At 67.9% G+C, this 13,564-nt stretch carries 10 protein-coding genes and 1 pseudogene; 7 read left to right on the top strand and 4 right to left on the bottom strand.

Annotated elements, in window-relative coordinates:
- Positions 1-96: 96 nt before the first annotated feature.
- On the top strand, positions 97-696 hold the full coding sequence (locus V6S85_RS03975) for a sulfotransferase family 2 domain-containing protein (RefSeq protein ID WP_116569496.1): 600 nt from the start codon (positions 97-99) through the stop codon (positions 694-696).
- Between the two features lie 65 nt (positions 697-761).
- Positions 762-1,694, top strand: a complete 933-nt coding sequence (locus V6S85_RS03970; RefSeq protein ID WP_116569497.1) for a right-handed parallel beta-helix repeat-containing protein — start codon at positions 762-764, stop codon at positions 1,692-1,694.
- A 36-nt stretch (positions 1,695-1,730) separates the two neighbouring features.
- Here the strand turns inward: V6S85_RS03970 and V6S85_RS03965 are convergent, their stop codons facing one another.
- A complete protein-coding gene (locus V6S85_RS03965) occupies positions 1,731-2,477 on the bottom strand; it encodes a DUF1353 domain-containing protein (RefSeq protein ID WP_165829026.1) in 747 nt (248 codons plus the stop codon).
- Positions 2,478-2,667: 190 nt separating this feature from the next.
- On the opposite strand from V6S85_RS03965, the gene V6S85_RS03960 reads away from it, so the two are divergent.
- Positions 2,668-3,270, top strand: a complete 603-nt coding sequence (locus V6S85_RS03960; RefSeq protein WP_116569498.1) for a redoxin domain-containing protein — start codon at positions 2,668-2,670, stop codon at positions 3,268-3,270.
- A gap of 26 nt (positions 3,271-3,296) precedes the next feature.
- Positions 3,297-3,444 (top strand): annotated as a pseudogene (locus V6S85_RS26545) (hypothetical protein); the annotation flags it as partial.
- Between the two features lie 18 nt (positions 3,445-3,462).
- On the opposite strand, the gene V6S85_RS03955 reads toward V6S85_RS26545, so the two are convergent.
- Positions 3,463-3,954, bottom strand: coding sequence for a hypothetical protein (locus V6S85_RS03955; protein ID WP_116569499.1), 492 nt, complete (start codon positions 3,952-3,954; stop codon positions 3,463-3,465).
- 104 nt (positions 3,955-4,058) lie between these two features.
- Here V6S85_RS03955 and pgi point away from each other — a divergent pair, with 104 nt between their 5' ends.
- Positions 4,059-5,678, top strand: coding sequence for a glucose-6-phosphate isomerase (pgi, locus tag V6S85_RS03950; RefSeq protein ID WP_334348125.1), 1,620 nt, complete (start codon positions 4,059-4,061; stop codon positions 5,676-5,678).
- Positions 5,679-5,858: 180 nt separating this feature from the next.
- On the opposite strand, the gene V6S85_RS03945 is transcribed toward pgi, so the two are convergent.
- Both V6S85_RS03945 and V6S85_RS03940 read right to left on the bottom strand, forming a co-directional pair.
- Complete coding sequence (locus tag V6S85_RS03945; RefSeq protein WP_116569513.1) at positions 5,859-7,931, bottom strand: TonB-dependent receptor plug domain-containing protein; 2,073 nt, start codon at positions 7,929-7,931, stop codon at positions 5,859-5,861.
- Positions 7,932-8,207: 276 nt separating this feature from the next.
- Positions 8,208-11,237, bottom strand: a complete 3,030-nt coding sequence (locus V6S85_RS03940) for a DUF4982 domain-containing protein (RefSeq protein ID WP_334348124.1) — start codon at positions 11,235-11,237, stop codon at positions 8,208-8,210.
- Positions 11,238-11,494: 257 nt separating this feature from the next.
- On the opposite strand from V6S85_RS03940, the gene V6S85_RS03935 reads away from it, so the two are divergent.
- Positions 11,495-13,051 carry a hypothetical protein gene (locus V6S85_RS03935; RefSeq protein ID WP_116569515.1) on the top strand — a complete coding sequence of 519 codons (1,557 nt, stop codon included), beginning with the start codon at positions 11,495-11,497 and terminating at the stop codon, positions 13,049-13,051.
- Positions 13,052-13,102: 51 nt separating this feature from the next.
- The gene (locus tag V6S85_RS03930; RefSeq protein ID WP_334348123.1) at positions 13,103-13,543 is read left to right on the top strand and encodes a VOC family protein; all 441 of its coding nucleotides are present in this window, start codon (positions 13,103-13,105) and stop codon (positions 13,541-13,543) included.
- Positions 13,544-13,564: the final 21 nt, after the last annotated feature.

The following is a 13,564-nucleotide window of genomic DNA, read 5'->3' as shown; positions in this document are numbered from 1 at the left end:
CCGCGCGTCGCCCTCTAGCGCGCGACGTCTCCTATTGCGTATGCACGTGGTTTGGGGAAAAGGGGGCGGCTGGCGCCGGCTGGCCTAGAGGCCTCGATGATATCCCACCAGTATCGCTGCATCTTCGTACACATTCCGCGCTGCGCGGGAACCAGCATCGAGACCTGGATCGCCGGGGGTGACTGGTGGACGATAGACGCCGGCAGCAAGCATCTGCTCGCCAGCCAGGCCAAGGCCGCCTACGCCGAGTTCTGGGACGACTACTTCAAGTTCTCGATCGTCCGGAATCCCTACGACCGCATCATCTCCTGCCTCAAGTACGCCGAGCATTTCGGGCTGGTGCAGGGGGAGGACGGCCAGGTCGATTTCTCGACCTACCACGCCCGGTTCGGCGAAGCGGTGGTGATCGAGCACGACCATCGTTTCTTCGACCGCGCGCAACTGCTATCGCCGCGCCATCGGCCGGGGTCGGTCTACGGCAACATTCTCGACGAGGAGCTCGACTTCGTCGCGCGGTTCGAGACCCTCGCCGCCGACATGGAGGTCGTGCGCCAGGCCACGGGAATCGGCGAACCCTTCGGTCACCACGTGGAAAATTCGGAGCGGAAACGGCCAAGCCTGCCGCCCGAGACGATCCAGATCGTCAACAAAATCTACGATGCCGATTTTGACGCCTTTAACTACAACTTGAAATAGGTTAACCACTTCAAAGCGAAGTAGCTCGAGCGTCCGCTGTCCGTGAAAACATGAGGCAGAGACAAATGAAATCGCTTTTGAAGTTCGTCGTGATGGCTGTCGCCATCGGAGCTATGCCGCAACTAGCCGCGGCGCAGGCGACCCGAACCTGGGTCTCGGGTGTCGGAGACGACGCCAATCCGTGCTCTCGAACCGCGCCGTGCAAGACTTTCGCCGGTGCGATCAGCAAGACTGCCGCCGGTGGCCAGATCAACGTGCTGGACCCGGGCGGCTACGGCTCGGTGACGATTACCAAGGCGATCGCGATCATCGCCCCTGAAGGCACCGCGGGGATCACCAACACCGGCACCAGCGGGATCATCGTCAACGCCGGCGCCAACGACGCGGTCTATATCCGCGGCATCGAGATCATGGGGTCGAAGACCGGGACCTATGGCGTGCGGTTCCTCGCCGGCGGCTCCCTGACGCTCGACAGCGTAATCGTCCGCGCCCAGGGCGGGCCCGGCGTGTTCTTCGCGCCGAGTTCGGGTGTGGCGAAGCTGGCGATCGACAACTCGACGATCTCGGACAATGTCGGCATCGGCGTCCATGTGGCCCCGACCGGTTCGGCCACCGCGGTCGCCTCGATCTCCAACAGCTTCATGAACAACAACCAGGCTGGCGTGCGTTCGGACGCCAGCGCCAGTTCGGGCAACGCCGTCGTTTCGGTGGGCCGCAGCGAGATGTCGAACAACGTGGTGGCCGGCGCCGCCGCCTTCGACACCGCCGGCGGCGGCTCGTCGATCCTGGCGGTCAACCAGTCGATCATGTCGAACAACAACTTCGGCGCGGCGTCCAATGGTTCGGCGCAGGCGTTGATCACGGTCGCCGGTTCGACCGTCGTGGGCAACACCACGGGCTTCCACGAAGTGTCGGGCGGCCAGATCTTCTCGAACAGCAACAGCCTTCTGAACAACAACGGCAGCGACGGCACCTGGACGGTCCTGCCGCCGAAATAGCGGATCAGGCCCTCGCGCTTCGTCGCGAGGGCCGCGTTATTTCTTCCTGCCGCCCCAGGGCAGACGTTCCTTCACCCCGTCCATCGGCGTGCGGGTGGTCGTCACCGGCGGCGGGGCGACGACGACGGGCTTGGGCAGGGGATAGGCCCGCCAGCCGGTCTGGATCAGGGCCTCGAAGCCCTGGCAGCGCGGGATGATCCTGACCGCGCCGGTCCTGGGTTTGGCGAAGGGCGGCGGCTGGGCGACGGTCTGGCGGCGCGGATCGATGAACCGCCAGTCGCCGGGAAGGCCGTAGCCCTTCTCGCCGCCGGTCTTCACCGCCTGGTAGGCGATATTGGCCTGGAACGGCTTGACCCCGTACTTAAGCATCGCCCGCAGGAAGATGGCGTCGGCCTCGGCCCGCTTGTCCTTCTCGCCGATGGCGTACAGCCAGTCATGGACGATGGCGGCGCGGGCCGTAGGGCCCTGCGGGTCGACGAAGCCCTGGCCGTACCACGGCACGCTGGCGAAGTCGGTGACGTACCAGCGCGGCACGACGATGACCTTGCCGGTCTCGACGTCGCAGTAGGGGAACTCCGCCTCCAGGGTGAAGAGCTTGCGGCCCTCCTTGGACTGGTTGAACAGCATCACCGGCTGCGGCGTCAGCGAGCTGGGCGGCGTCGGCGCCACCACCGGCACGAAGACGGTCGTCTCCTTGGTCGTCGTGCAGCCGGCGACGGCCAGGCCCAAGGCGAGGCCCGTTGCGACCAGCGGGGCGAGCGAAAGCTTGGAGCGAAGCGTCATGATCGTGCGGGGCGGGAGGAAAACGGCGAAGCGATGCCGTCTTCTGGCGGCCGAAATGCGGCGGATCAAGCCTTCATGGCCAAGCTTTCGGCCGCAAGACAAAGGATTGCGCGCGCGCTGCGCTGTTCCACCGCAGGGCGATCCGTGAGAGTGTCTCGCAACACCGGCCATCCCGCTTCCGGAGGTTCCCATGATCACCCGTCGCCTGATCGTCGCCAGCGCCCCGCTGGTCGTGCTCGCGCCCAGTCTCGCCTTCGCCGCGCCGGCCCCGGCCTTCACCGCCAGGGACATCGACGGCAAGACCCGCTCGCTCTCCGAGTTCAAGGGCAAGACCGTCGTGCTCGAATGGGTCAACGAGGGCTGCCCCTATGTGAAGAAGCACTATTCGGGCAACATGCAGGGCCTACAGCAGGCCGCCACCGCCGACGGCGTGGTCTGGCTGAGCGTCGCCTCCTCGGCGCCCGGCAAGCAGGGCTACTTCGCCGACGGCGCCCAGGCCAAGACCTGGATGAGCGCCAAGGGCGCCAAGCCGACCACCCTGCTGCTCGATCCAGAGGGCGTGGTCGCCACCGCCTACAAGGCCAAGACCACGCCGCACATGTACGTCATCGATCCGGCCGGCCAACTGGTCTACCAGGGCGCCATCGACGACAAGCCGTCCAACAAGGTCGAGGACATCGCCACGGCCAAGAACTACGTCGCCGCCGCGCTTTCGGACCTCAAGGCCGGCCGCAAGGTGGCGGTTCCCGCCAGCCAGCCGTACGGCTGCGCGGTGAAGTACAAGGACGCGTAGTCGGAAGACCCTTTCCCTTTCTCCTTGCTCGTCATCCCGGAAGGCGCGCAGCGCTTATCCGGGACCCAGGGGACTGGACGCGGCTTCAAGTCAGCCTCCAAGGCGCTCGTCGGCGCAATGCGGCGGCCCCTGGGTCCCGGCTCTGCGCTTCGCTGCGGCCGGGATGACGGAGTAGGTGAGAGAGGGCGGTGCTCAAGCCGCGGGCTGCGGCGGCGCCGTGATGACCTCGACGTTGTCGTTCAGCAGGTAGACCATGTCGCGCAGGGCCTGGTCCTGGGTCTTGACGGTCTTGGCGTCGGCCATCGCCGTCAGCTTCTCGGGCAGGTCCTGGCTGATGCCGCGCAGGATGCATTTGAGGTCGTCGACCGCGCCGCGCTCCTTCAGGGTGACGTGGCCCTTCATGTCCAGCGCCGACAGCGCCTCGATCTCGGCCTTGAAGGCGGCAAAGCCCGGCAGGGCCGCCGCCGGGGCGGCGGGATCCTTGGGCAGGGCCTCGCGATAGCCCTCGACGCGGGTCTTCAGGGCGCCGGCGCGCTTGACGATGTCGGCGAAGAGGGGCTCGCCCGCCACCGAAGGCGGGGCCTGGCCGGGCTGGACCACGGCCGGAGCCTGGTTCACCGGCGCCGCCGAACCGGTCGAAGCCAACCACAGCATGGCGGAAAAAGCGATCGCGTCGCAGGACATCGGCTACTCCGGTCGAAAAACGTCATTGGTCTTCATGACGCCGAGACTGACCTTTGGTAAGCCCGCCCTCGTAAACGCCGTTTTACCACACATAGGAGTTGCCAGTGTCCGATCTCGACGCCGCCTGGACCCGCCTGGAAACCGCCGCCAAGGCCGCCGGGGAGAAGCGCATCGTCGAGTTCTTCGACACCGAGCCCCAGCGTCTCGAAACCCTGACCCTCGACGTCGCCGGCCTGCATCTGGACCTCTCCAAGCAGGCCTGGGACGAGGCCGGCCTGGAAGCCGCGCTCGACCTCGCCCACGCCGCCGGCGTCGAGGCCGCTCGCGCCCGCATGCTGGGCGGCGAGGCGATCAACAGCTCCGAAGGCCGCGCCGTGCTGCACGTCGCCCTGCGCGCCAAAAGCAACGCCGACATCAAGGCCCAGGGCGTTCCGGTGATGGCCGAGGTCGAGGCCGTCCGTGAGCGGATGAAGGCCTTTTCCGAGGCCGTCCGGTCGGGCGCGATCAAGGGCGCCACCGGCAAGCCGTTCAAGGCCATCCTGCACATCGGCATCGGCGGCAGCGACCTTGGCCCGCGCCTGCTGTGGGACGCCCTGCGCCCGGCGGCGCCTGCGATCGACCTGCGCTTCGTGGCCAATGTGGACGGCGCGGAATTCCTGCTGACCACGGCCGATCTCGATCCGGAAGAAACCCTGGTCGTGGTGGTGTCCAAGACCTTCACAACCCAGGAGACCATGTCCAACGCCGCCGCCGCCCGCGCCTGGCTGGTCGCGGCCCTCGGCGAAGAGGGCGCCAACGTCCATCTGGCCGCCGTGTCGACCGCGCTGGACAAGACCTCGGCCTTCGGGGTGGCGGACGAGCGGGTGTTCGGCTTCTGGGACTGGGTCGGCGGCCGCTATTCGCTGTGGTCGGCGGTCAGCCTGTCGGTGGCCGTGGCCGCCGGCTGGGACGTGTTCCAGGGCTTCCTCGACGGCGCCGCCGAGATGGACGCCCACTTCGCCAGCGCGCCGCTCGAGAAGAACGCCCCGGTGCTGGTCGCCCTGGCCCAGATCTTCAACCGCAACGGCCTTGATCGCCGGGCCCGCTCGGTTGTTCCGTACTCGCACCGTCTGCGCCGCCTGGCCTCCTTCCTCCAGCAACTGGAAATGGAGAGCAACGGCAAGTCGGTCGGCCCGGACGGCAAGCCCGCCCAGCGCGGCACGGCCACCGTCGTGTTCGGCGACGAGGGCACCAACGTCCAGCACGCCTATTTCCAGTGTATGCACCAGGGGACCGACATCACCCCGATGGAGCTGATCGGCCTGGCCAAGTCGGATGAAGGTCCGGCCGGCATGCACGAGAAGCTGCTGTCGAACCTGCTGGCCCAGGCCGAAGCCTTCATGGTGGGTCGCACCACCGAAGACGTGGTCGCCGAGCTTCAGGCCAAGGGCGTCTCGGACGCCGAGATCGCGACCCTGGCCCCGCAGCGCACCTTCGCCGGCAACCGGCCGTCGACCCTGGTGCTGCTCGACCGCCTGACGCCGCAGACCTTCGGCGCCCTGATCGCCCTCTACGAGCACAAGACCTTCGTCGAGGGCGTGATCTGGGGGATCAACAGCTTCGACCAATGGGGCGTCGAGCTGGGCAAGGTGATGGCGGGTCGCATCCTGCCGGAACTGGAAGCCGGCGCCGTGGGCAGCCACGATCCGTCGACGACCGCGCTGATCGAGCGGTTGAAGAAGTAAGCTCCACGCCCTTCTCCCTTGCGGGAGAAGGTGTCGGCGAAAGCCGACGGATGAGGGGTCTCTCAAACTTTGGGCGCCGCGAAAGCTGATCGGCTTTCGCGGCGTTCTCGTACGTGCGACCCCTCACCCGACCTCCTTCGGAGGCCACCCTCTCCCACAAGGGGAGAGGGATCTCGATCATCAGAACGTCTTGCGCACCCGCAGGCTGACGAAGGTCCGCGGGTCGATGTCGCGGACTTCCTGGTAGCGCACCGGGCGCGTCACGCGGTCGGCATAGACCGTGCGGGTGACGACGAAGTCGTCCCAGACGTTCAGCTGGGCGCGGATGGCCAGGGTGTTGGTCGGCTTGTATTCGGCGAAGGCCTCGTAGTAGTTCGCGCCGCGCCAGCCGTTGGTCTGGTCCGGATCGTAGGTGCGCTGGCCCAGCAGCGGCAGCCAGTTGATCCCCCACTGCACCTGGCCGCGCATCAGGTCCTGCTGGAAGCCGATGTTGGCCTGGGTCGGGCGGATCTGGGTGATCGGACGGTCCTCGCCCGAGGTCGGGTCGGTGACGTGGGTCTCGTTCCAGTCGTTCTTGAAAGTCAGGCGGCCGCCCTTCACGCCCAGCTTGTCGGTGGGCACGACGATGTTCAGCGACAGCTTGTCCAGCGTGCCGTCGCCGATGTTGCCGGTCGCCGACAGGCCGCCGGGCAGGGGCAGGCGGTCGATGACGCCGATGATCTCGTCGTGGCGCCAGCCGATCGACACCACGCCCTCGCCCCAGAAGCGGCGCTCGTAGGTCAGCTCCGAGATCCAGCGCTGCTCGGGCTCCAGGTCGACATTGCCGCCATAGACCGTGCCGTCGCCGAACTCGGCCGAGGCGGCGAAGTCGCCGAAGTCCAGCTGGCCCAGTTCGCGCTCGAAACGGAAGCGCAGCTGGTGGTCGGCCTTGGGCGTCCAGGTCGCCTGGAAGCGGGGCTTGGCGTAGAAGAAGCTCTTCTCCTGGTCGGCGTCGCCCGACTGGCTGATCGTCGAGGTCTCCAGGCGCACGCCGCCCTCGAGGGTCAGCTTGGGGTTCACCCGCCAGGTGGTCTTCAGGAAGGCCTCGCCGCGCGTCTCCTCGACCTTGACCGAGGCCGAGGGCAGGGGAACCGCCGTCCCGCCGACCGAATAGGCCTGCTTCACGTCGAGCATGTTGTAGGCGACCTCGCCGCCGAACTCGAAGGTCAGGCCGGGCTTGCGCTCGTGGCGGATGGTGGCGCGCAGGATGGATTCCGAGGAGTCGCCTTCGGCCCCGAACAGCTCCTGCGGGCTGACGACGCCGCTGAGCGTGGCGTCGCTGGTGGCCTCGCTGTCGAATTTCTCGAACTCGTGCATCACCCGGGTCTCGAGGTTCCAGCGCGGGGCCAGGGGGCGGGTGTAGGTCAGGCCCAGCTCGCCCGAGCGGCTGTCTTCCTCATAGGCGGTGCGGCGCTTGGAGGTCGGCGAGGTCAGCTCCTGCCAGTCCTGCCAGTCGTTGACGCCGTAACGGGCGGTGGCGTCGATCTTGCCGCCCGCCAGCGGGCCGGCATAGTTGCCACGGATCGAGCGGCCGCCGCCGTAGCCGTCGTTCACGAAGGCTTCGTCGCGCAGGATGTTGCCAGCGCCGTCGCGACGCACCGAGCGACCCGCGCCGTTGGAGTCGCTGCTGCTGGTGCCGTCCGACAGGGTGACGCCCCAGCTCTTGTCGCCGTCGCGGGCGGTGAACTGGTAGGAGCCGCCCCAGACGTCGTGGCCGCCGTCGAAGATCTGGCTGTTCACGGTCAGGATCGACTGGCGGACCGCGCCCTTCTTCAGGATCACGTTGGCGACCACGCCATAGCCCTGCATGTCGATGCCGGGCGCGCCGCCGCGGATCAGCTCGATGCGCTCGACCTGGCTGGCGGGGGTGCGCTGCAGGACGTTGGAGCCGGTCTCGGCCTTGGAGGCGGGGCGGTTGTTGTTGACCAGCACGTTGCCGACCGCGCCCTCGAAGCCGCGCGTGCCCGCGCCGTCGTTGAGCACGAAGCCGGGCAGGCGATTGACCATGTCCAACGCGGTGTTGGGGCGCAGGCTGGTGAAGAAGTCCGGCACGAAGATCAGCACGCCCTTCTGGGTCGCGTCGTCCAGCGGCGCCTCGCTGACCGGGCCGGTCGGAACCGGCGCCTGGGCGGCCTGGGCGCTGTCTGCGGCATGGGCCGCGCCGGCGGCGAGCAGGGCTGCGGCCGCGGTGGCGAACAAGACGGTCTTCGACATGAACTTTCCCCTCAATCCCGGGGAAGGTCTTGCCGCGCGCGACCGGCGTTCTCAAATTAAACGCAGGAAATGTGGATTAAATATCCGAAATCATTACAGGAAGTTCAGGGAGGTATTGCCTTCTCAGCTCCCGTCATTCCCGCCCTTGTGGCGGGAACCCCTCTGTCAGCCGCAAGCGCGGATGGGGCGGCGTGCTCGGCACGCCGCTTGCGCCTCACCTGCGGGCGGAACCAGAGGTTCCCGCCACGAGGGCGGGAATGACGGGAAGAGAAGGGGCTACCGCTTCTTGTAGAACTCCGCCTCGATGATGCTCAGCGCGCCGCCGGTCTTGACCTTCTCGGCGCCGGTGTCGAAGCCGCCCTTGGCGCCGGTGACCTCGACGATCTTGCCGAAGGCGTCGCGGTCGGCCGTGGCGCCGGCCAGGGCGATGCGCAGGCGCGAGCCTTTGGCGGCCTTCAGCGGCAGGGTCACGTAGCCCAGGCTCTTGGGCGCCTCGCCCTCGTAGACGACCTTGCCGTCCATGGTGATCCGCAGCGGGTAGGAGCGGATGCGCCAGCCGATCAGCTTCAGCGAGATCTCGTCCACCTGTTGGGGCTTGGCCAGGCGGTACTCGATCCAGGCGTTCTCCAGCTTGCCGTCGCTGGCCCAGTGGGTGGCCTCGTCGTCGTCGACCGTGGCCGAGACCGCGCCTGCGTTCGAGCCGGCGGTGATGTCCACGGCCTTGATCGTGTCGCGTCGGATCTTGAAGGCCGGCGTCGAGGGCGTGGGACCGCGCGCCAGGCTGACGGGCGGCAGGGGCGGCTCGGCAGGAGCGGCCACGGCGTCCAGGGTCAGGGTCGCGGGCTTGAGGCCCTCGGCCTTGGCGATCACTGTCACCTGGCCGGCCGCCAGGGTCGAGCGCAGGGCCACGCGGTTGATCCCGCCCTCGACCGGCAGGGCCTTGGCCAGGATGTAGTTGTCGTCCTTGCGGTTGCTGCCGGCGTACTGCGTCACCGCGTCGACGCCGGCTGGGCCCTTGGTCACCGGCTCGCCCGAAGCCGAGACCGGGGTGTCGGTCGGCTTGACCGCGCCCTTGGAGTCGCCCTGGGCGATGCCGCCGCGCCATTCGGCCGGGCCTCTCACATCGAAGCTGACCAGATCGAGAGCGGTCGGCACGCGGCGGCCCTGCGCGTCCACCGCCTCGACGTCCACGAGGGCGATGTCGGCCGCGTCGGCCTTCCAGCCGCCGGGGCCGGTGCGCGGGGTCAGCTTGAGAGCGACCGCCGGACCCGTCGTGACCCGCTCGTCGCGCGCTGTTTCCTTGCCCTTGGCGTCGCGGGCGATCGCCGTCAGTGTTCCGGGCGCATAGGCCACGCCCTTGAAGGTGAAGAGGAAGCCGTCCGACTTCTCGCCCTTGCCCAACGACTTGCCGTTCAGGACCAGCTCGACGCTGTCGGCGCTGGAGACGACCAGCACGTCCTTCACCGTGCCGGTCGCGTAGTTCCAATGGCCGACCAGGTGGGCGCGGGGCTTTTCGACGTCGACCCAGCCGTCCCACATCACCTGGTGGGCGAAGAAGCCCTCCTTCGGGATGCGCATGGCGTCCACCTCGCCGCTGCGGCGATAGTTGTTGTCGCCGCGGAAGTGGGTGTTGCTGTCGGAGAAGATGATGTTGACGCCGCCGGCGCTGACCCGCTCGCCGCCGCCCGGGCGCTCGACCCAGTAGTCGTTCCAGCGCTGCACGGTCTCGACGACCATGCTGTCCTGGTTGCGGTTGTAGCTGGGGCTGTCGGCGTGGAACGGGGCTGTGAAGGCGTCCTGGAACTTCCGCGCGGCCTCGTCGCGGGAATACTCCATGGCCCACATCGGCTTTTTGGCGCTCTTGTTGATGTAGAGCATCTCGCCGCCGTACTCGGCGACCTTGCTGTCGAGCATCTCGCGCGAGCCGATGGCGCGGCCGCCGTGCGGGTCCAGCCGGTCGCGCACGGCCTTCAGCTCGGCCATGTGCGCCTCGCTGATGTTCTCGTTGCCGCCCTCGTAGAAGATGATCGACGGGTTGTTGCGGAAGGCGACGATGGCGTCGGCCATGGCCTCGACCCGCTGGTCCCAGCGGCGGCCGGAGACGTCGCTCTCGGCGTCGCCGGCCGGCATGGCCTGCATCAGGCCCACGCGGTCGGAACTTTCAACATCCTGGCGGGCCGGGGCGATGTGCATCCAGCGCACCAGGTTGCCGCCGCTTTCCACCATCAGGCCGTTGGAGAAGTCGCTGATCCACGGCGGGATGTTGGTCCCCAGGGCCGGCCACTCGTTGCTGGTGCGCTGGGCGTAGCCATGCACCTGGATGGCGCGGTCGTTGAGGAAGATGGTACCGTTGCGAAACTCGGTCTTGCGGAAGCCGGTGCGGGTCAGGGCGCTGTCGACGACCTCGCCGTCCTCCACCAGCTCGGTGGTCACCGCATAGAGATAGCCGTAGCCCCAGCTCCAGAAATGCAGGTCGGAAAGCCGCTGGCTGGCGGACACCGTCTTGGTCTCGCCCGGGGCGATGGTCACGGCCGGGGCGGTGAACTGGCCGGCCGGCTTGCCGTCGACGTCCTTCAGCGTGACGCGGTAGGCGAAGGTGCGCGGGCGGGCGCTGTCGTTGCGCACCTGGCTCTCGGCGTGGACCGTGGCCTTGCGGCCCCTGATGTCGAAGCCGTCGGCCCAGACATAGACCCCGGTGGAGCCCAGGCTGGTGTAGAGCGGCAGGGTCTGGTGCAGGTCGCCGGTCAGGTGCAGCCGCACCGCCCGGTGGATGCCGCCATAGTTCACATTGAAGTTGTTGTTGTTCCACTGGAAGCCGCTGCCGGTGGCGCGTTCCTTGTACTTCCAGTCGTTGTCGACCCGCACGGCGATGACGTTCACGAAGGGGGCGGGCTTGAGCAGCTTGGTCGCGTCGACCCCGAAGGCCGTGGCGCCGTTCTCGTGGCCGCCGGCCCGCACGCCGTTGACATAGACCTCGCCGGCCTGGCGCACGCCCTCGAAGTCGAGGATGGCGCGGCCGCCGACCGCCGGGCCCTGGTCCGCCGGCAGCACGAAACGCTTGCGGTACCAGGTGATCCCGGTCGAGTGCTCGTGGATGTCGCGCGAGAAGGCCTCGTCCTCGTTGAAGGCGCGGGGCAGGGTGACCGGCTTCCAGGCGGCGTCGTCGAACGTCGGGGCTTCCGCGCCCGAAAGCTCGCCGGTCGCCATGCGCCAGTCGTCGTTGAACGGCGTCTCGATCGCCAGGGCGGGTGCGGCGGCCAGGACCAGCAGGCTGGCGGCGCCCAGAAGCGTCAACGAACGTCGCATGGACCTCTCCCTCATATTGGTCAGGCCAATTTGTTGTTGGGCGGAGATGTGGCTTGACCGGTGCGTGCTGTCAAGCCGGTGCGCGCGGGGAAGCGGCGGCGCGATCACGACTCCGTGCTGAGGGTGGGCTTGATAAAATCATAGGTTGAGTATCTTGTGTCGCTGTCGGGTCCGGGAAGGTCCCGAGGGCGCGCCGAAGTTTCGGCAACAACCCGCTTTCGTCATCGGAAAATCAGCTTCATCAAAGGGAGGACGCCATGCGCGTGATCACTCGGCGTGAGCAATCCAAGAAGGCCGGCGTGGGTTATGGAGTCGCGGCCCTGGCCGCCACCGAGGGCCTGTCGGACGCCATTTTCGACGGCCGTCCGACGCCGCGGGAAATTCTCGCCCGCAACTGGTTGCCGGAAGGCGCGGTGCACCAGCAGCGCACCCTCTCTACCCAGATCGACAGCGACCGCTATCTCCTCGGGCCGCAGGTGGTCATCACGCGCGACGACATGCGGCGGGTGACCTGGGCGGCGGGGGTGGAGGCCGGCGCGCTGATCCTCAGCCAGTACGCGGGCCCGAACGTCGAGCGCAACACGGGTCAGCGCATCGAGCGGCGCGTCCTGACCCGCGCGCCCGTCTGGCGCTACGCCCTGGCGCTCGACAAGTTCAGCGGCCAGCCCGGCGTGGCCTGGATCGCCGGCGCGCCCGGCCGCCGCACGCTGTGGCTCGATGGCGAGGCGGTGAAGACCAAGGCCGCCGACGTCGACTTCCCGTTCCTGGCCTTCAGCCAGGTTCCGGTCGGCCGCGTGCAGACCAAGGCCCCGCCGTTCGGCGTGCTCGGCTACAAGGACCGTGCGAGCGGCAAGCTCTATCTGCGCCGGATCGAGGGCGGCAAGCTGGGCGAGGAGCAGGTGGTGGCCGAGGAGGCCCTCGGCGGGGTGTCGTTCGCCATCTACGGCGACGAGGTGCTGGCCCGCGTCGACCTTCTTAAGAACGATCAGCCCGTGCCGGCGCTGATCCGCTCCAGCGATGGCGGCCGCCGCTATTCCAAGCCCGAGCCGATCGACCTGTCGGGACTGAAGGGCTTCACGCCGGCGCCCGGCTACGCCAAGCCGATCGTCGACAAGGGCGGCAGCTTCCATGTGCCCCTGGCCCTCAACGATCGCGACGAAGCCCTGGCGGTGAACTACGTGGTCGCTGAGAAGGCCCTGGTCGAGGCGATCCGGGTTAAGGGCCTGACCCGCAAGGTCGCGGTCGAGGTGTTTCCCAGCACGGTCGGCGGCCGCAACAGCTTCGGCAACGGCGTGAGCGACGGCCATGGCCTGATCATGGTGCTGAGCACCGAGGAGGGACAGCTGTTCTCCAGCAACTCGTCGGCGGGCGGCATCTACTTCCCGCCCTCGGCCCTGCTGAACTACGAGATGCCGCTGGTCGCGGGCTTCTCGGCCTCGGAGTGCTACAGCGCCGGGCAGAAGGCCAACATGGTCAGCATGGACTACCTGTTCGTCGAGTCCAACGACCTGGGCGAGCCGATTTCCTCGCGCCTGCACTTCGAGACCTGGGACATGCCCCTGCCGCTGCCCCAGGCCACGGCCACCGCCAGCGGCTCGAAGGTGGAGCTGAAGATCCAGGCCGACTGCGACCTCGAGCCCGGCAAGGTGCGGATCGCCTTCGACGATCCGGCCGTGACCGTCACCGATGTGACGATCAAGGATCTGAGGTCGGCGGTGATCGAGACGGACGCCCGCGACGTGAAGGGCAAGGTGATGTCCTTCGACGTGCTGACCCTGTTCCATCGACACCATGGCGAGGTCGTGATCCACTGAGCCTGGCCGGGGGGCGGCGCACGCGCGCCGCTCCCGCGCCCTGGAGACCCCATGCCGCTCGCGCGGTTCAGCCACCTGGCCCTCAACGTCTCCGATCTGGCGCGATCGGAGGCGTTCTATCTTCGTGTCCTCGAACCGCTGGGCGTCGTCGGGGCGGACGGCGAGGCCGGACGCTACCGTCGCCTTACCAACCAGGCCGACCTGGTGATCGTCCTGGCCCAGGCCGAGGTCCGCTTCCTCGATCGCGGTCACCATCGCAAGGCGCCCGGCCTGCACCACCTGGCCCTGGTCGTGCCCGAGGCCGAGGACTTGGACATGATGCAGCGCCATCTGCACGCCCTGGCCGTGCCGCTGCTCGGCCAGGGCCGCTACGCCTCCGACTATCGCGGCGGCTATCACGGCCTGATGTTCGAGGATCCTGACCGGATCACGATCGAGATCGCCAACCACGACGCGCACGCTTATTTCAGCGAGGGTTGTCCCGTGGGATGACAAGCCCCGGCGGCTGGGCTA

Origin of the sequence: Caulobacter sp. CCNWLW153 (assembly GCF_036889365.1) — a bacterium.
GTDB classification, from domain to species: domain Bacteria; phylum Pseudomonadota; class Alphaproteobacteria; order Caulobacterales; family Caulobacteraceae; genus Caulobacter; species Caulobacter radicis.
This window is presented reverse-complemented; position numbering and strand designations above follow the sequence as displayed.

Coding starts and splice junctions, on each gene's coding strand:
- V6S85_RS03945 (WP_116569513.1), bottom strand. CDS start 7,931: ATGTCGAAGACCGTCTTGTTCGCCACCGCGGCCGCAGCCCTGCTCGCC.
- V6S85_RS03970 (WP_116569497.1), top strand. CDS start 762: ATGAAATCGCTTTTGAAGTTCGTCGTGATGGCTGTCGCCATCGGAGCT.
- V6S85_RS03975 (WP_116569496.1), top strand. CDS start 97: ATGATATCCCACCAGTATCGCTGCATCTTCGTACACATTCCGCGCTGC.
- V6S85_RS03955 (WP_116569499.1), bottom strand. CDS start 3,954: ATGTCCTGCGACGCGATCGCTTTTTCCGCCATGCTGTGGTTGGCTTCG.
- V6S85_RS03930 (WP_334348123.1), top strand. CDS start 13,103: ATGCCGCTCGCGCGGTTCAGCCACCTGGCCCTCAACGTCTCCGATCTG.
- V6S85_RS03965 (WP_165829026.1), bottom strand. CDS start 2,477: ATGACGCTTCGCTCCAAGCTTTCGCTCGCCCCGCTGGTCGCAACGGGC.
- V6S85_RS03940 (WP_334348124.1), bottom strand. CDS start 11,237: ATGCGACGTTCGTTGACGCTTCTGGGCGCCGCCAGCCTGCTGGTCCTG.
- V6S85_RS03960 (WP_116569498.1), top strand. CDS start 2,668: ATGATCACCCGTCGCCTGATCGTCGCCAGCGCCCCGCTGGTCGTGCTC.
- V6S85_RS03935 (WP_116569515.1), top strand. CDS start 11,495: ATGCGCGTGATCACTCGGCGTGAGCAATCCAAGAAGGCCGGCGTGGGT.